The 17043-nt window shown below is 58.8% G+C and carries 18 protein-coding genes and 1 pseudogene; 3 read left to right on the top strand and 16 right to left on the bottom strand.

Annotated features, from left to right (window positions below):
- Window positions 1-8: 8 nt before the first annotated feature.
- The 7 genes from AC3ISI_RS20295 to puuE all read right to left on the bottom strand — a co-directional run bounded on the left by AC3ISI_RS20295 (window position 9) and on the right by puuE (window position 6498).
- Entirely contained in the window at window positions 9-479 is a 471-nt protein-coding gene (locus tag AC3ISI_RS20295; protein ID WP_489333508.1) for a hypothetical protein, read from the bottom strand.
- Window positions 476-1834: a nucleobase:cation symporter-2 family protein gene (locus AC3ISI_RS20290; RefSeq protein WP_489333507.1), complete on the bottom strand. Its 1359-nt coding sequence runs from the start codon at window positions 1832-1834 to the stop codon at window positions 476-478. Before AC3ISI_RS20290 ends, AC3ISI_RS20295 begins: the two co-directional genes overlap by 4 nt.
- Before the next feature lie 165 nt (window positions 1835-1999).
- Window positions 2000-3301, bottom strand: a complete 1302-nt coding sequence (locus tag AC3ISI_RS20285) for a urate hydroxylase PuuD (protein WP_489333506.1) — start codon at window positions 3299-3301, stop codon at window positions 2000-2002.
- Window positions 3302-3351: 50 nt separating this feature from the next.
- Window positions 3352-3855 carry an ureidoglycolate lyase gene (locus AC3ISI_RS20280; RefSeq protein ID WP_007944440.1) on the bottom strand — a complete coding sequence of 168 codons (504 nt, stop codon included), beginning with the start codon at window positions 3853-3855 and terminating at the stop codon, window positions 3352-3354.
- A 120-nt stretch (window positions 3856-3975) separates the two neighbouring features.
- Window positions 3976-4971 (bottom strand): allantoicase, encoded by a 996-nt coding sequence (alc, locus tag AC3ISI_RS20275; protein WP_489333505.1) that lies wholly within the window; start codon window positions 4969-4971, stop codon window positions 3976-3978.
- A gap of 88 nt (window positions 4972-5059) precedes the next feature.
- A complete protein-coding gene (gene uraD, locus AC3ISI_RS20270; protein WP_489333504.1) occupies window positions 5060-5575 on the bottom strand; it encodes a 2-oxo-4-hydroxy-4-carboxy-5-ureidoimidazoline decarboxylase in 516 nt (171 codons plus the stop codon).
- Window positions 5572-6498: an allantoinase PuuE gene (puuE, locus tag AC3ISI_RS20265; protein ID WP_489333503.1), complete on the bottom strand. Its 927-nt coding sequence runs from the start codon at window positions 6496-6498 to the stop codon at window positions 5572-5574. Before puuE ends, uraD begins: the two co-directional genes overlap by 4 nt.
- A gap of 428 nt (window positions 6499-6926) precedes the next feature.
- Here puuE and uraH point away from each other — a divergent pair, with 428 nt between their 5' ends.
- Window positions 6927-7280: a hydroxyisourate hydrolase gene (gene uraH / locus AC3ISI_RS20260; RefSeq protein WP_489333502.1), complete on the top strand. Its 354-nt coding sequence runs from the start codon at window positions 6927-6929 to the stop codon at window positions 7278-7280.
- A gap of 201 nt (window positions 7281-7481) precedes the next feature.
- Here uraH and AC3ISI_RS20255 read toward each other — a convergent pair whose 3' ends face one another.
- The 7 genes from AC3ISI_RS20255 to AC3ISI_RS20225 form a co-directional block, all read right to left on the bottom strand.
- On the bottom strand, window positions 7482-8108 hold the full coding sequence (locus AC3ISI_RS20255; RefSeq protein WP_489333501.1) for a LysE family translocator: 627 nt from the start codon (window positions 8106-8108) through the stop codon (window positions 7482-7484).
- 79 nt (window positions 8109-8187) lie between these two features.
- Complete coding sequence (locus AC3ISI_RS20250) at window positions 8188-9537, bottom strand: NCS2 family permease (RefSeq protein ID WP_489333500.1); 1350 nt, start codon at window positions 9535-9537, stop codon at window positions 8188-8190.
- A 447-nt stretch (window positions 9538-9984) separates the two neighbouring features.
- Window positions 9985-10356 (bottom strand): glutathione S-transferase N-terminal domain-containing protein, encoded by a 372-nt coding sequence (locus AC3ISI_RS20245; protein WP_007944451.1) that lies wholly within the window; start codon window positions 10354-10356, stop codon window positions 9985-9987.
- Between the two features lie 103 nt (window positions 10357-10459).
- Complete coding sequence (gene folE, locus AC3ISI_RS20240; RefSeq protein WP_414916961.1) at window positions 10460-11005, bottom strand: GTP cyclohydrolase I FolE; 546 nt, start codon at window positions 11003-11005, stop codon at window positions 10460-10462.
- 77 nt (window positions 11006-11082) lie between these two features.
- Window positions 11083-11640, bottom strand: coding sequence for a Smr/MutS family protein (locus tag AC3ISI_RS20235; protein WP_123434159.1), 558 nt, complete (start codon window positions 11638-11640; stop codon window positions 11083-11085).
- 86 nt (window positions 11641-11726) lie between these two features.
- Window positions 11727-12047 (bottom strand): hypothetical protein, encoded by a 321-nt coding sequence (locus tag AC3ISI_RS20230; RefSeq protein ID WP_489333499.1) that lies wholly within the window; start codon window positions 12045-12047, stop codon window positions 11727-11729.
- Window positions 12048-12178: 131 nt separating this feature from the next.
- Window positions 12179-12769 carry a cysteine hydrolase family protein gene (locus tag AC3ISI_RS20225; protein ID WP_489333498.1) on the bottom strand — a complete coding sequence of 197 codons (591 nt, stop codon included), beginning with the start codon at window positions 12767-12769 and terminating at the stop codon, window positions 12179-12181.
- A gap of 239 nt (window positions 12770-13008) precedes the next feature.
- On the opposite strand from AC3ISI_RS20225, the gene prmB reads away from it, so the two are divergent.
- Window positions 13009-13917: a 50S ribosomal protein L3 N(5)-glutamine methyltransferase gene (gene prmB, locus AC3ISI_RS20220; protein ID WP_489333497.1), complete on the top strand. Its 909-nt coding sequence runs from the start codon at window positions 13009-13011 to the stop codon at window positions 13915-13917.
- A 55-nt stretch (window positions 13918-13972) separates the two neighbouring features.
- Here the strand turns inward: prmB and AC3ISI_RS20215 are convergent, their stop codons facing one another.
- A complete protein-coding gene (locus AC3ISI_RS20215) occupies window positions 13973-14764 on the bottom strand; it encodes a hypothetical protein (protein WP_489333496.1) in 792 nt (263 codons plus the stop codon).
- Window positions 14765-14859: 95 nt separating this feature from the next.
- Window positions 14860-15859 (bottom strand): annotated as a pseudogene (locus AC3ISI_RS20210) (alpha/beta hydrolase).
- An 84-nt stretch (window positions 15860-15943) separates the two neighbouring features.
- Here AC3ISI_RS20210 and aroC point away from each other — a divergent pair.
- Entirely contained in the window at window positions 15944-17035 is a 1092-nt protein-coding gene (gene aroC, locus AC3ISI_RS20205) for a chorismate synthase (protein ID WP_489333495.1), read from the top strand.
- The last annotated feature ends 8 nt before the right edge of the window (window positions 17036-17043 follow it).

The following is a 17043-nucleotide window of genomic DNA, read 5'->3' as shown; positions in this document are numbered from 1 at the left end:
ATTCCACGTTATTTTTTAAGTTCGGCGCTCTGGTGTGGCGCCTCTATCTGTAGCGGTAAAAAATCATCCAGTTGGTCAGCTTTAATGCTCATAGCAAGAGCTGCGCCAAGGTGTTCAAAAAACAAATAAACGCCCGTTCGGCTGCTCAAAAACAGTCGATTGAGAGGGGGTATGGAGTGCCTTGGTACTGTCCAGAGCCGAGAAAAGCTGGCTTTTTGGTCAGAAATTAAATCCGGGCTTTTTTTTAACGCGGATTCAGGCGGCCGCGGAGAATACTGACTACTCGGCCAGGTCTCAAGTGCCCCGCAACAGCGCACCGACGACAGGTGTGGAGCACGGTTGTCGGCGCGTGGCTTATCGTCGTTAAACGACGGCTTTGAGTCGGTGAAAACCATCTGTTGCTTCCTCTTGTTTTTATTGTTGAGGCGCAGGCAGCCATGGGCCGCCAGAAGGCAGCCCTGTTCAAAGGTTTTGTTCAATGCGTGTGAGCGGTGCAGTCGTTGATGGCCGCGCGTTCGGCGCCACCCAGAATGTTGAACAGCAGGTTCAGCGTCAGGGCGCTGATCGTGGCCATGGCGATGCCGCTGTGGGTAATCGGGCTCATCCATAGCGGCAGGTGGGCGAAGAACTCCGGGCGCACCACTGGAATCAGGCCCATGCCGATACTCACCGCCACCAGCAGTTGGTTGCGACGGTCGCCGATGTCGGCTTCCTGAAGAATCTTGATCCCGGTGGCGGCGACCATGCCGAACATCGCAATCGCTGCTCCGCCCAATACCGCGGGCGGAATCGACGCCACCAGAAAGGCGGCTTTCGGCAGCAGGCTCAATACAATGAGCAACCCGCCTGCGACGATGGTTACCGAGCGGCACCGTACGCCGGTCATCTGCACTAAACCGATGTTTTGCGCAAAAGAGGAGTGGGTGAAGGTGTTGAAGAACCCGGCGAAAAACGAGGCGCCGGCATCACACAGCAAGCCGCGCCGCAGCATCCGTGGGCAGACTTCCTGGCCGGTGATTTTGCCCAGGGCGAGGAACATCCCGGTGGACTCGACGAAGATGATCACCACCACCAGACACATGGAAAGTACCGGCGCGAGTTCAAACTTCGGCATGCCGAAATGCAACGGGGTGACGAATTGCAGCCACGGCGCTTGCGCCATGCCGCTGAGGTCGACCATGCCGATCAGGCCGCAGAGCACGTAGCCCAGGCACATGCCGATCAGCACTGAAATATTGACCCAGAAACCGCGCATGAAACGGTGCACCAGCAAAATGGTGCCCAGCACCAGCGCGGCAATGGTCAGGTAAATAGGCGAACCGAATTGGGTGGCACTGGCACCACCGCCGGCCCAGTTGACGGCCACGGGGAACAGCGACAAACCGATCGAGGTGATGACCGTGCCGGTCACCAAAGGCGGGAAAAAGCGAACAACTTTGGACATGAACGGGGCGATGAGCATGCCGAAGAACCCGGCGGCGATGGTCGCGCCGAAGATCCCTTGCAGACCGATACCGGGCATGCCGGCCATGGCAACCATGCTGCCGACCGCGGCGAAACTGGCGCCCATCATCACTGGCATGCGGATGCCCATGGGGCCGATGCCTAGCGACTGGACGATGGTGGCTATGCCGGCCACAAGCAGATCGGCGTTTATCAGAAAGGCGATTTCTTCACGACTCAGGCCAGCGGCCTGTCCGATGATCAGCGGGACCGCGATGGCACCGCCGTACATCAGCAAAACATGTTGCAGACCGACCAGGATCAGCTGCAAAAGGGGCAAACGCTGAATGGCGGGTGCGTCGGGGATGCGCGCTTCGGATAGCTCGGACATGCAACACCTCGGATCTTTTTTATTCTTGTGATGTACAACGGCCGTGCTGCTGGCCGCTGTTTTCGAATCAGGTAGGCCGCAGTGCGGCCAATCGCAGGCAAGCCAGCTCCCACACAGGCCATGCAGAACCTGTGGGAGCGAGCCTGCTCGCGATGCTTTTGCTACTTAATTGGTCTGGGCTCCCTGCACTATCCAGGCACCGATCAGGTCACGTTCCTGCTGGGTCATCTGCGTGATGTTGCCCAGTGGCATGATCTGGCTGGTAACGGCCTGGGCCTGGATACGCGGGGCGTTCTGGCGGATCTGCTCGGGGGTGTCGAACATCACACCGGCAGGGGCCGCGCTGAACAGAGGGCTGGTCGGTTTGGCCGAGTGGCAAACCGCGCAACGCTCCTGAATCACGCTGTGTACCTTGTCGAACCCAGGGCCTGCGTTGGACGCCTGAGCCGGTGCGGCTGCGGGCGCTGCCGCCGGTGCTGCTTCAGCCGGTTTCAAGCCACCACCCACTGCGGTTTCCGGCAGCGGTTGGTACTCGATCTTCGCAGGGGCCTTGGCCACTTCCGGGCTAGTCATTGGCGCAGGGCCGGTGACGTAAGCCAGGCTGATCATGCCCACGGCTGCCACTGGCAGGGTCCAGGCAAACTTGTGGCTGTCATGACGGGTGTTGAAGTAGTGACGCACCAACACTGCCAGCACCGCGATTCCGGCCAGGATCAGCCAGTTGTATTGGCTGCCGTAAGTGCTCGGGAAGTGGTTGCTGATCATGATGAACAGCACCGGTAAGGTGAAGTAGTTGTTGTGACGCGAACGCAACAAGCCTTTGGCCGGCAGTGCCGGATCGGGCGTGCGGTTCTCGGCAATCGCCGCCACCAGTGCGCGCTGTGCCGGCATGATGATGCGGAACACGTTACCGACCATGATGGTGCCGATGATCGCGCCGACGTGCAGGTACGCACCCCGACCGCTGAACACTTTGCTGAAGCCGTAAGCGGCGCCAATGATCAGCACGAACAGAATTCCGCCTAGCAGGGCAGGGCGTTTGCCCAGCGCCGAGTCGCACAGGAAGGAGTAGACGAACCAGCCGACGAACAGCGAGCCGATGCCCAGCATGACACCTTCAGGGCCGCTCAGGCTGCTGCCCGGTGCCAGCAGGTACAGCGTCGGGTTGGAGTAGAACACCACGCACAGCAGCGCGATCCCCGACATCCAGGTGAAGTAGGCTTCCCATTTGAACCAGTGCAGGTTGTCCGGCATGGTCGGTGGAGCCAGTTTGTATTTTTCCAGGTGGTAGATACCGCCACCGTGGATCGCCCACAAATCGCCCGCCAGACCACTTTTCGGGTTGACCCGATTGAGGTTGTTTTCCAGCCAGACGAAATAGAACGACGCGCCGATCCAGGCCACGCCAGTAATCATGTGAACCCAGCGCACGCTCAGGTTCAGCCATTCAATCAGATGTGCTTCCACAGTCTTTACCTCTCGCCTGTCACTCTGTTGTCGAGTGATCAGACCTTCTCTTATTGGTGGGGGGCGAGGACCAAACGCTCATCCTCTTTGAAAAAATGCTCATCGCAGTTATTGCCTGTGCCACTGCGATCAACCACCAGGAAGTCATCCCGCTTTTCGATCGTCAGCACCGGGTGGTGCCAGACGCCGCGATGGTAATTAATGCCCTGCCTGCCGTTGGTGACGAAGGCGCGGACCAAGCCTGATACAGGTTCATCGCCAAGTGGCGCGACCACGATCAGAAAAGGGTTGCCGAGCAGCGGAATAAACGCCTGGCTGCCCAGCGGGTGACGCTCCAGCATACTGACGGTCAGCGGCATGTCCTGCGCGTCGGCGCGGAAGATGCTGATGATCGCGTTGTCCTCTGGCGTGGCGGTTTGCACCGTCGCCAGTTTATGGAAGCGCATGGTCGAACCGTTGTTGATCATGAAGTGATCGCTGCCATCGGTTTCGATCACGTCACCGAAAGGGGCGAAGGCTTCTTTGGTCAGCGGTTCAATCGTCAATGTGCGCATGCTGGTCTTCTTTCCCGAGTTCTGTGTTGTTGGTTCTATTGCTATCGCTGGCAGGCCAGCTCCCACATTTGGAATGCATTCCCCTGTGAGAGCCAGCCTGCTGGCGATTGGGTTCGGCGCTTATTTAGCGACCTTGCCCAGTACGCGCAGGCGGCTCACACCACCATCCGGGAACACGTTCAGGCGGATGTGGGTGATCGGGCCCAGCGCCTTGATCTGCTCGGCGAAGGTGTGTTCGGCGTGCATTTCCAGTTTCTGCGCCGGCAGCAGTTCACGCCAGAACAACGATTGGGTTTCGATCTGGCTGTCGGTGCCGCCCTTCACGAATGCGCCTTGGATCGAGCACGTGTCCGGGTAGTTGCCCTTGAAGTGCAGGGTGTCGACGATGACTTTCTCGACTTCACCGGCATGACCCAGCGCGACGATCACCCAGTCATTGCCTGGGGTGCGACGACGTGCGGTTTCCCAGCCGTCGCCCATGTTGATGCCACGGCCCGGGTTGAGGATGTTGCTCATGCGGCCGAAGTGTTCGTCGGAGCAGGCGAGGGCGCGGCCACCGTTGAGGGCAGCGGCCAGGTCGATTTGCTCGTTGTCGCCCACGGCTGACCAGTCGCGGTGTGGAATGCCGTACACACGCAGACGGGCCACGCCGCCATCCGGGTAGATGTTGAAGCGCAGGTGGCTGAACGCCTGATCGTTATTGATTTCGTGGAAGTGATGGCTGTTGCCTTGCAGCTCTACAGCGGACAGCACTTCAACCCACTGGGTGTTTTCAGTCGGCTCGCCTTCAGCCAGGAAACAGGCTTCCAGGGAGGCCGACGGCGGGAAGTTGCCGGTGAAGAATGAAGTATCGATGTCGACGCCTTTGATCGAGCCCGCTACACCGAGGCGGATCACCGCGCTGTCATAGCCTTCGAAGCGCTTGCGGCGCGACTCCCAGCCGTCCATCCACTTGCCGTTGTCATCGAACACGCCTTCTTTCCACACCGCCGGGGTCGGCTGGAACAGGCGGTTGGCATCAGCGAACCAGTCATCGGTGACCGAGATGATTTTGGTGCCCAGGCGGGCGTCGGCCAGGTTGACGAACTTCTCGAAAGGTACGGCGTAAGCTTTCATTCTTCTTGTCTGCCTTTAATAAGTTGGCTTGGGATGCTTGCAGTGCCCTGGGCGATGTCTGCGTTCAATGGCGCTAGGGCAATGCTCGCTATAGGGTCAGTAAACGGAACAGGGCGATCTTGTTGATCTCTGCCAGCGCGCATTTGAATTCGGTGTCGACCGAGTTGTGAATGCGCGTTTCGAACGCCGCGAGGATCTGATGCCGGTTGCTGCCTTTTACCGCCATGATGAAGGGAAACTTGAACTTGGCTTTGTAGGCGTCGTTCAGCTCGGTGAAGCGCTGGAACTCTTCGGCCGTGCATTGGTGAATACCGGCGCCAGCCTGTTCATTGGTGCTGGCTTCGGTCAGTTGGCCCTGGACGGCGGCACGGCCTGCCAGGTCCGGGTGAGCGTTGATCAGTGCAAGCTGGCTTGCGTGATCGGCGCTCAACAGGATGTCGCTCATGCGTTGGTGCAGGGTTTCGATCTGGTCGATCGAGGCGTCCTGGCCCAGGTCGAAGGCCTTTTCGGCCACCCATGGCGAATGTTCGTAGATGTCGGCGAAAGCGGCGACGAACGCATCGCGACTCAGGGTTGACGGTTTGACGGACTGAAAGGTGCTCATTTCGCGGTCCCTTGGAATGGGTGGGTTTCGTGCCAGTGGCGCGCAATGTCGACGCGGCGGCTGAACCACACCTGTTCATGACTTTTAGCGTATTCGATAAAGCGTTTGAGCGAAGCCAGACGCGCCGGCCGGCCGATCAGTCGGCAGTGCAGGCCGATCGAAAGCATCTTCGGTGCTTCGGCGCCTTCGGCGTAAAGCACGTCGAAGGCGTCTTTGAGGTATTCAAAGAAGTCATCGCCCTTGTTGAATCCCTGGACCTGGGTGAAGCGCATGTCATTGGTGTCCAGGGTGTACGGGATCACCAGGTGCGGCTTGCCGGTCGGGTTGTTCGGTTCCCAGTAGGGCAGGTCGTCGTCGTAGGTATCGCAGTCGTAGAGGAAACCGCCTTCTTCCATCACCAGCCGACGGGTGTTCGGACCGGTGCGGCCGGTGTACCAGCCCAGTGGGCGCTCACCGGTGATTTCGGTGAGGATGCGGATCGCTTCGAGCATGTGCTCGCGTTCCTGCGTTTCGTCCATGTATTGGTAGTCGATCCAGCGATAGCCGTGGCTGCAGATCTCATGACCGGCATCGACCATCGCGCGGATCACATCCGGGTGGCGCTGGGCAGCCATGGCGACGGCGAAGATGGTCAACGGAATATCGAATTCCTTGAACAGTTTCAGAATCCGCCAGACGCCGGCACGGCTGCCATACTCGTAAAGAGACTCCATGCTCATGTTGCGCTCGCCTTGCAGCGGCTGCGCCGAGACCATTTCGGAGAGGAAGGCTTCGGATTCTTTATCGCCGTGCAGGATATTACGCTCGCCGCCTTCTTCGTAATTGAGTACGAAAGACAGCGCGATGCGGGCGTTGCCCGGCCAGTGTGGGTGAGGAGGGTTACTGCCGTAACCGATCAGGTCGCGTGGGTAGTCAGCGCTCACTGCAGTCTTCCTTCTTATTCGTGTCGACGTGTTCAAGGTTGTGTGGCGGCCTTGCGATGAGATATCAGGCTGGCGTCACTGCGATGAGGTGATTGTATACAACTTTATATTCAATTTGTAAGCCTGATTTTTTGCATTTTTCTCGAACTGTCATGAGTTGATGATACTGCAAGAAACCTGCCCGAGTGGTCAGCTAAATGATAGAAGGTCCGCTGATCTTATGGTGCGGGGTTAAATTCGCTGTAAACCCCCGACTGGCGGGCATTGAGGTAAATAGGTCGTTTTTATTGTGTACAATTTTTTTGAAAAGTGTCTTAATCAATCGCTCGCCGCAGTGATTCGTGCTCCGAATCGGTGCGGTCTCCTTTTTAACTGACTTCGGGAGGCGCGAGGCCTGACTGCTCTACGCAGGCAGGCGCGCAGAATCAATGGGACGTTTGACTACACACGTTTTGGACGCTGCACACGGTTGCCCGGGCAGCTCGATCAAGGTCGAGTTGTACCGCGTTGAAGGTTCGCACCTGGAATTGGTCGCCAGCGCGACAACCAATAGCGATGGCCGTGTCGATGCGCCGCTGCTGCAAGGCGATGGCTACCGTACCGGGGTCTATCAGGTTCAGTTCCATGCGGGCGACTACTACCGCGCCCGTGGCGTTCAGTTGCCGGAGCCTGCGTTTCTCGATGTAGTGGTGCTGCGTTTCGGCATCTCTGCGGAACAGGATCACTACCATGTGCCGTTGCTGATTTCGCCGTATAGCTATTCCACGTATCGCGGCAGCTGATCCCCCAAGCAGCTGCCTCAGCCTTGAAGCGACTGCGCATATAGCTTCTTTGGTTTTCGCCCGCTCATACTGCGGGCTTTTTTTCGCCTTCAGAAATGTGGTGTTGCTGCTGACGCCTTCGCGAGCAGGCTCGCTCCCACAGGAGATCTTCGAACACCTTAGATCAATGTGGGAGCGAGCCTGCTCGCGAAGCTTTTGCTTTTACCGGCTTAGAAGGGATGCAGCCCCAGCCCCACCAAACAACCCCGCACTCACCCGATTGAACCAACTCTGCCCCTTGCCACTGCGCAGATAACGCGCCGCACCATGGGCACCCAGCCCATAAGCCAATTTGCACAGTAGATCCAGCACGGTCCAGGTCGCAATCATCACCAGCAGCTGCGGCAGGAACGGTTGTTCGGCACTCAAAAACTGCGGCAGGAAAGCAGCAAAGAACAGAATGTCCTTCGGGTTGCTCGCACCCAGTACAAACGCGCGACCGAACAGCGCACGGAAACGCGGTACTGGCGCCGCCTGAGGCACTTGGGCCCCCACCGAAGGCTGACGCGATTGTTGCCAGCTCTGCCACGAGAGGTAGAACAGGTAGAGCGCCCCAACGATTTTCAGCGCGCTGAACAGCTGCTCCGACGCGAGCAGCAAGGCGCCCAAACCCAGCGCCGAGGCACTGAGCAAGCAGATCGAAGCGATCACGCCACCGAGAAACGCAGGGTAAGAACGGCGCAAACCGTAATTCAAACTGTTGCTGATCATCAGCAACGACAGGGGCCCCGGGATCAGGATCACCACCAGCGCAGCGCCGCTGAACAGCAGCCAGGTTTCCAGACTCATCACTTTCCTCCATTTGTGCAAAAGCCCCACCCGGCGGGGTGAGGCTGTTTTGAAACACTGTTTTTGAATCGTAGGCGGCTTACAAGAAAATGAACTTGGCGATGAAGATCGCGCAGAGCACCCACAAGCTGACGGAGATTTCCTTGTACTTACCGGTGCCCGCCTTGAGCGCCACGTAGGTGATGAAGCCCAGCGCAATACCGTCGGCGACCGAGAAGGTCAAGGGCATCATGATCGCGGTAACGATTGCCGGAATGCTGTCGGTCGCTTCGTCCCATTCGATGTGCTTCATACCGCCCATCATCAGCATCGCCACATAAATCAGCGCGCCGGCGGTGGCATAGGCTGGGATCATGCCGGCCAATGGTGCGAAGAACATCGCGGCAATAAATAGCACGCCGACAGTCACGGCGGTAAGACCCGTCCGACCGCCTGCCGCAACACCTGCGGCACTTTCCACGTAGCTGGTAACCGGCGGAACACCGACAATTGCGCCGAAAACGCTGGACGCGCTGTCGGCTTTCATCGCGCGGGAGAGGTTTTCGATCCGTCCGTCTGCTCCAACCAGGTTGGCTCGCTGGGCCACGCCCATCAGGGTGCCGGCGGTGTCGAACATGTGCACAAAGAGGAAGGCCAGGACCACGCTGATCATGCTGACGTTGAACACGCCGGCCAGATTCATCGCCATCCAGGTCGGGGCCAGACTCGGCGGGGCCGACATGATGCCCTCGTAGTGCACCAGGCCCAGGCCCCAACCGGCCAGGGTCACGGTGATGATGCTGATGAGGATTGCGCCGAACACTTTGTGATAGCTGAGGATGGCGATCATCAGGAAGCAGATGGCGGCGAGCAGCGGGCCGGGTTCGCGCAGGGAGCCGAGCTTGATCAGGGTCGCCGGGCTATCGACGACAATGCCCGCGGTTTTCAGGCCGATCAGCCCCAGGAACAAACCGACGCCGGCGCCCATGGCGAAGCGCAGGCTCACGGGAATGCTGTTGAGCAGCCATTCGCGAATCCGCGAGAAGGTCAGGATCATGAACAACACACCGGAAACAAACACCGCGCCAAGGGCGGTTTCCCAGTTGTAGCCCATGGTGCCAACCACGGTGTAGGTGAAGAACGCGTTCAGGCCCATGCCCGGCGCCAGGCCGACCGGCCAGTTGGCGTAGAGGCCCATCAACAGGCAACCCAGCGCAGCCGCGATGCAGGTCGCCACAAACGCGGCGCCATGATCGATCCCGGCGTCGGCCATGATGTTGGGGTTAACGAAGATGATGTAAGCCATGGTGATGAAGGTTGTCAGACCGGCAATCAGCTCGGTCTTCACCGTGGTGCCATGCAAGCTGAGTTTGAAGATGCGCTCAAGCAAGCCATTGCGTAATGGCGGCGAAAGATCCAGCGTCGATGCTTCGGATTTGCGGCTTTCCACAGCGAGTACTCCTCAAGAGTTTTATTGTTATTTCCAGGGCCGGACCCATGAGGGTGGCAGCGGCCCTTTGAGGCAAGGCGCTTGCGAATTTGTTGACCGCTTGGTCAGGAACTCGCACGAAGTGGATTATGCTTTTGTATACAAATAAAGCAAATAATGTTTTCTATTTTGTTTGTAAAAAGTTTGGCGATTGAGATATATCGCCTGTGCCGACGCCATCGTGAGCAGGCTCGCTCCCACAGGGGCAAGCGTTCACCTTTGGGAGTTAGCCTGAGGGGGGGGGCGGGCAAAAACAAATAAACCGGCCATTGGGCCGGTTTATTTTTGACTGAGATTTGTGGTGCCTCATCGCGAGCAGGCTCACTCCCACAGTGGATTTGTGGCGTTCACAAACCTGTGGGAGCCAGCCTGCTGGCGATAGCGTCAGTCAGAGCAGCACAAAAACCATCAGGCCGCCGCAAACCGCTTATCCAGATAATCAATGATCACCTTGGATTCATACATCCAGGTCGTCTGGCCGTTCTCTTCGATGCGCAGGCACGGCACCTTTATCTTGCCACCTTGTTCCAGCAGGGTCTGGCGATCCTGTTCGTTGTTCTTCGCATCGCGCAACGCCACCGGCACATTCAGGCGGCGCAGGCTGCGGCGGGTCTTCACACAGAAGGGGCAGGCGTGGAATTGATACAGCGTCAGGTCTTTGGCAGCTGAGTTGACTTTGGCCTGAGCCTCGGCGGGGCGCTGCTTCTTGCCGGGACGAGTCAGGAAGTCGATGAAGATGATCAGTTGGCCAAGGCCGACACGAAGCGCTTTTACGAACACGTTGAAAGCCTCACGGTGCGAATTGAGAAGGGCGCGCAGCTTACCTGATTTTTTGCAGACGAAAAAAACCGGCGATGAATGCCGGTTTTCTTCGTGCTGCAGATTACTTGATCAGGCTGAGAAACTCGCTGCGGGTGGCCGAGTTTTCGCGGAACTCACCGAGCATCACCGAGGTGATCATCGACGAATTCTGTTTCTCCACGCCGCGCATCATCATGCACATGTGTTTGGCCTCGATCACCACCGCAACGCCCAAGGCGCCAGTGACTTGCTGAACCGCATCCGCGATCTGGCGGCTGAGGTTTTCCTGGATCTGCAAACGGCGTGCGTACATGTCGACGATTCGCGCCACTTTCGACAGACCCAGCACTTTGCCGCTCGGGATGTAGGCGACATGCGCCTTGCCGATGAACGGCAGCAGGTGGTGTTCGCACAACGAGTACAACTCGATGTCCTTGACCAGCACCATTTCGCTGTTGTCGGAGCTGAACAAGGCACCATTGGTGACCTCTTCCAGCGTCTGTTCATAACCGCGGCAGAGGTACTGCATGGCTTTGGCGGCACGCTTTGGCGTGTCGAGCAGGCCCTCGCGGGAGACGTCCTCGCCCAGTTGGCCGAGAATCGCGGTGTAATTCTGTTCCAGGGACATGAAACTACCTGTGGGGATTTTCGCAAAGGCCAAGGGTACGGTGGCAAACACGGCGCTGCAAGCGTGACGCGACAGCTTTACTCGTCACGACCTTCCATCATGGTGCGTTTGAGCATCACATACACCGCTCCGGCACCGCCATGTTTGGCCTGGCACGAGGTGAAGCCGAGTACCTGTGAATGCTGGCGCAGCCAGGTGTTGACGTGACTTTTGATCATCGGCCGCTTGCCGTCCAGACGCACGGCTTTGCCGTGGGTGACGCGCACGCAGCGAATTTCGAATTTGGTCGCTTCGGCCAGAAAGGCCCAGAGGGTTTCTCGGGCTTTTTCCACGCTCATGCCGTGCAGGTCGAGGCTGCCCTCGAACGGAATCTGACCGATCTTGAGCTTGCGCATCTGGCTTTCCTGGACACCGTCACGGGCCCACATCAGCTCGTCTTCCGGGCCGACATCAATGACGAACTGATCGGACAGACCGTCAACGGTGGTGGCATCGGTGCGAATGGTCGCGGCTTGACGCAGTTTAGCGATTTGCGCGCGGTCGGCCTTGGGTTTGCCGGTTTCGGCGCGATCATGCTTGATCGGCTTGACGCCTTGAATCGCACTTTTGAACAGGGAAAAATCGTCGTCTTGCATGTCAGCCTCCGCGAAGGGCGGCCAGTTTACCCAAGTCGAGGCGCGATCCATAACAATTGAGGCCCGGCAAATACCGGGCCTTGCGTTCAGTCGTGTTTTTTCATCAGGTGCGGAGACATGTTCAGCCCGCGCGACTGGCGCGAACGGCGCCGGCAGCGACGCCATAGCCACACGCCGAGGTACAGCATGAACAGGCCAACCCCCAGAACCACTGCCGCACCGGTCCGGCTAGTGTTCAGTTCGCCCAGCGCGGGTACATGGCCAAAGAGACTGGCGGCAGCCGCCATGGCAAGTAAGACACCGCACGTGGCCAGCAACGCGGCAAACGCGGCGCCAATTCGAAAACGCCAGTTGCGCTGGCCTTTGGACCGCAAGCGGCGAGCGTCAAAACCATCGGATAACTTCATTCCGACCTTCCTCAGTGGGTATCGGCCCTTCGACCGGGAGTTGACCGGGTTGTTCCTGAGGCTAAGTCAATTGCGGCAAATGCGAGACTTTTGCGGATGAGCGGCAGTATTGGGCACTCATCCAGGACCGATCAAATCAGATCGTGAGTGAGCGCGAGCGTCGCGAAGTTGTCCGCCATGATCGCCATTTCGGTCTGTTGAACGTGCTCGGCGCTCAACACGCCGCCTTTGTAAGGCAAATCGCGCGTAGCGCACGCGTCTTCCACCAGCGTGCAACGGAAACCCAGGTTCTTCGCGGCGCGCACTGTGGTGCTTACGCTGGAGTGACTCATGAAGCCGCAGACGATCAGGTCAAGGGCGCCGAGGTCTTCCAGACGTTTTGCCAGTTCGGTGCCGTGGAACGCACTCGGCAGCATTTTGCCGATGATGGTTTCGTTGGCCAGTGGCTCAAGGCCGGGGATGAACTCACCACGCTCGCCTTGTGGGTCGAACAGCCCGCCGACCGTTCCGAGGTGGCGTACATGCACGATGGTGCGTCCGGCCGCGCGGGCAGCCGCCAGCAATTGCTTGATGTTTGCGACGGCAGCGTCCATGCCGCTCAGGGCCAGCGGGCCGCTGAGATACTCTTTCTGTGCATCGATGATGACAAGGGTCGCATGGCTCAGATTGGCTGCTGCATAACCGCGGCCACTGAGTTGAAACATCGTTTTTGGAACGGACATTCTGGGGCTCCTTGGAGTGGGGCTTTTGCGCCATTGTCCTCTGGCTGAGCGGTTCTGTGAATCGCTACTATTGTAGACGTCGTCTTTTCTGGCTTGCAGCCTTGTCAGTTTGCTCGTTTTGTTCAATAGCCAGCGGTAAAAAGGGATGGGTCCTACATCTGCTCTGGTGTTTTTCCTGCGTCGTCGTGGCGCGTTTTGGCTGTTAGACTCGCCAGTCGTTTTTTCTGGAGTTTGCCGCCGTGATCACTTCCCGACTTCGTACCCTGCGTGACCATATCCGTTGGGCCGTCAGCCGCTTCCATGGGGAGGATCTGTTTTTCGGCCATGGGACTGACAACGCCTGGGATGAAGCCCGTCAATTGGTGTTGGGTGCCTTGCATTTGCCGTGGGAAATTGCCGACAGCTACCTTGACTGCGCGCTGGAAGAAGATGAACTGGTCCACTTGCAGCTGTTGCTAAAACGCCGTATCGAAGAGCGCGTACCGACCGCCTACCTGTTGGGCGAAGCCTGGTTCTGCGGCATGTCATTCATCGTCGATGAGCGTGTGTTGATCCCGCGTTCACCGATTGGCGAACTGATCGAAAACCGCTTCACACCATGGCTGGGCACCGAACCGGCGCGCATTCTTGACCTGTGTACCGGCTCAGGCTGCATCGGCATCGCCTGTGCCTATGAGTTCCAGAACGCTGAAGTGGTGCTGGCCGACCTGTCGTTTGAAGCGCTGGAAGTGGCCAATCAGAACATCGAGCGTCACGGTGTCGATGAGCGGGTGTACACCGTTCAGGGCGATGGGTTTGATGGCTTGCCGGGACAACGTTTCGACCTGATCGTGTCGAACCCGCCCTACGTCGACGCGGAAGATTTCGCCGATATGCCGGACGAATATCAGCATGAACCGGAGCTGGGACTGGCCTGTGGCGATGATGGTTTGAACCTGGTGCGTCGCATGCTCGCTGAAGCCGCAGATCACCTGACCGAGAAGGGCTTGCTGATGGTCGAAGTTGGCAACAGCCAGGTTCACGTCGAGGCGCTCTACCCGGAAGTCGATTTCGCCTGGCTCGATTTCGAGCGCGGCGGGCATGGGGTGTTCATGTTGACGGCTGAGCAGTGCCGCGATCATCAGGCCCTGTTCGCTTCCCGCGTCTGACCTGAGGACGCCATCGCGGGCTTGCCCGCGATTGGCGTGCCTCGGTTCTGAATCCTTACCGATGCGTAGCAATCCAGATCAACAACCCCGCCTGAAACACCGCAAACGCCACCAGACACGTAATGGTAAAGCGCAGTCCGGCGTCTTCTCGCCTGTACTTGCTGACTTTTTCTTCGTGCGTCTGCAGCTTCACTTCCTGCTCGGCCAGGTTTTGTTCGGCCTGCTGAAGCATCTGCGCGGCTTCGAGGATTTCCACCCGCTGCAGCTTTTCAGTGCTCCAGTCGCCCGAGAGGTCGCCGATCCGTACGGCTTCGACGCGCCCCTTCAAATGCTGCGCATCGGCATACACCACCTCAAAACCATGGGCTCCGAGAAAGTGATCGCGACGTAGTCGGGTGTCTTCGTTCAGCGCATCCTTGTTGTTCAGGTCTATGCCATCGACGGTGTAACCGGACCAGCGCTTCTTCGCCCAGGTGATCCCTTGAGCGGCCATGAAGCGGCCGATGCCACGGTTCATCGGTTCAATCTGCAGGCCACTGTCGGGCCCGAAATGCACGCTCTTGGTGGTGTGATTGACCCACACGTCCAGGTGATTCTGTTCTTTGCGCACACGCTGACTGGGCAGGGTGATGCTCATGCGCATCAGGCTTTGATCCGTGCTGTGGCGTTCGGCATAGCCGAATTCGACAAAGCGCAGCGGCCGTGCGCCGGTGTTGCGATCGGTCTTCAGCGGCGCCAGACGAAGCAGTTTGTGGTGTTCGACGTGGACGTCCGCCCACGGCAGCTCAACCGCGGGCGGTGCGTCTTGTTCAGCGGTGGTGTCGGGTGAAGTCTGGGTATCAGTCATAACGGAGCGATCCTGTCCAAGCCCTGCCGCCAGCCAGTGCGCTGGCGACAAAGGCTTATCGGCCGGTTTTGACAGGACTGGAGGGCCAACAGCGCTTAACGGGGGCGAAGTCCTTCAATAAATCCGAGGATTCGTGTGCCAAGTTCGGCGGCCAGCGGTAATTGTGGGTCTTTATAAGAGGCCAATTGCCGTTTTACATCGTTGGGCACGATGCGCATGACGTGGTTCATGCCTTCGATAAGCGCCAGTTCGGCGTCGGGCTTGGCGGCCTTCAGCAGCCTGGCGTCACCAACGCCAACCTGGATGTCGTTGCTGCCCTGAATAATCAGCGCCGGCATCTTCAATCGGGAAAACGCTGCCGCCGGATCCTGACGGAACAGCGAAATCAGGTACGGCTGCACACTTGGGCGGAATATTGCCTGCAATGGCGGTGGCACGTTGTCGTCGGTGTGACCGGCCTTGAGCGTGTCGAGCAACTCATTACTGCGCTGCATCAGCGCCGGCGGCAGTTGATTGCTCAGTTGCTGACGCAACACCTGATCCACCGGTCGCGCGCTGCCGGACAGGGAAATGACCCCCGCGGCATCCACGCTCGGTGCCGCCAGGGTGGCAATCAAGGCACCTTCGCTGTGGCCGAGCAAAATCAGTTGGCTAAAACGCGAATCGTTTTTTAGTTTCTTGCCCCAGGCTTCGGCGTCGGCCACATAGGCCTCAACTGACAGATTGCGTTCGTCCGGGGTGGCAGCAAGGCTCGCCGCCACGCCGCGTTTGTCATAACGCACGCTGGCGATGTTGTGTTTGGCCAGCACCCAGGCCAGCCGTTTCAGGCTGTCGTTGCGTCCGCCATCGGTGTTATTGCCGTCACGATCCGTAGGGCCAGAGCCGGAAATTATCAGGACAACTGGCACAGGCGAGTCGGACTTGGGCAGTAACAACGAGCCGAAAAGCTCACCGCTGCCGGTATCCAGGGTGACGGGGCGTTGCAGGACGGTGGCCTGCACAAAACCGGTAAACAGGGTCAGGCTCAAGGCTATAACTCGCAGCATCATCACGCCATCATTCACAAAGATGCCGTTTGGACTCACCGGCACCCATAAGGTTCGAGGATGAACTACTCGGGTAGCCTGCGTATACTGGCGCGCATTACGTATTCAGGTTCTATTTCACGGAGCGTCCTGCATGTCCGGCAATACCTACGGCAAGCTGTTCACTGTCACCACCGCGGGCGAAAGCCATGGTCCGGCGTTGGTCGCCATTGTCGACGGCTGCCCGCCGGGGCTGGAGATTTCCCTGGAGGATCTGCAGCGTGATCTGGACCGCCGCAAGCCCGGTACCAGCCGCCACACCACGCAGCGCCAGGAAGCCGACGAAGTCGAAATCCTCTCTGGCGTGTTTGAAGGTCGGACCACCGGTTGCTCGATTGGCCTGCTGATTCGCAACACCGACCAGAAGTCCAAGGACTACTCGGCGATCAAGGATCTGTTTCGTCCGGCCCACGCCGACTACACCTACCACCATAAATACGGCGAACGCGATTACCGTGGCGGTGGTCGCAGCTCGGCCCGGGAAACCGCCATGCGCGTAGCGGCTGGCGCGATTGCCAAGAAATACCTGGCAACCCAGGGCATCATCATTCGCGGCTACATGAGCCAGCTCGGCCCGATTGAAATCCCGTTTAAAACTTGGGATTCGGTGGAAGAAAACGCCTTCTTCAGCCCTGACCCAGACAAAGTCCCGGAGCTGGAAGCCTATATGGACCAGCTGCGTCGCGATCAGGATTCGGTCGGTGCGAAGATCACCGTGGTGGCTGAAGGTGTGATGCCAGGCCTGGGCGAGCCGATTTTCGACCGCCTCGACGCCGAACTGGCCCATGCGCTGATGAGTATCAACGCAGTGAAAGGCGTGGAAATCGGCGCCGGTTTTGCGAGTGTTGCCCAGCGCGGCACCGAGCATCGCGACGAAATGACCCCGGAAGGTTTCCTCAGCAACAATTCCGGCGGCATTTTGGGCGGCATCTCGTCCGGTCAGCCGATCGTCGCGCACTTGGCGTTGAAACCGACGTCGAGCATCACCACGCCGGGCAGGTCTATCGACATCCATGGCAACCCGGTGGAAGTCATCACCAAAGGCCGTCACGATCCGTGCGTCGGCATTCGTGCCACGCCAATCGCTGAAGCGATGATGGCCATCGTGCTGATGGATCACTTGCTGCGTCACCGTGGGCAGAACGCCGATGTGCGCGTGAGCACCCCGGTGCTGGGTCAGCTTTAATGGCTGAC

This window comes from Pseudomonas sp. GL_139_B, assembly GCF_057834475.1.
This window is presented reverse-complemented; position numbering and strand designations above follow the sequence as displayed.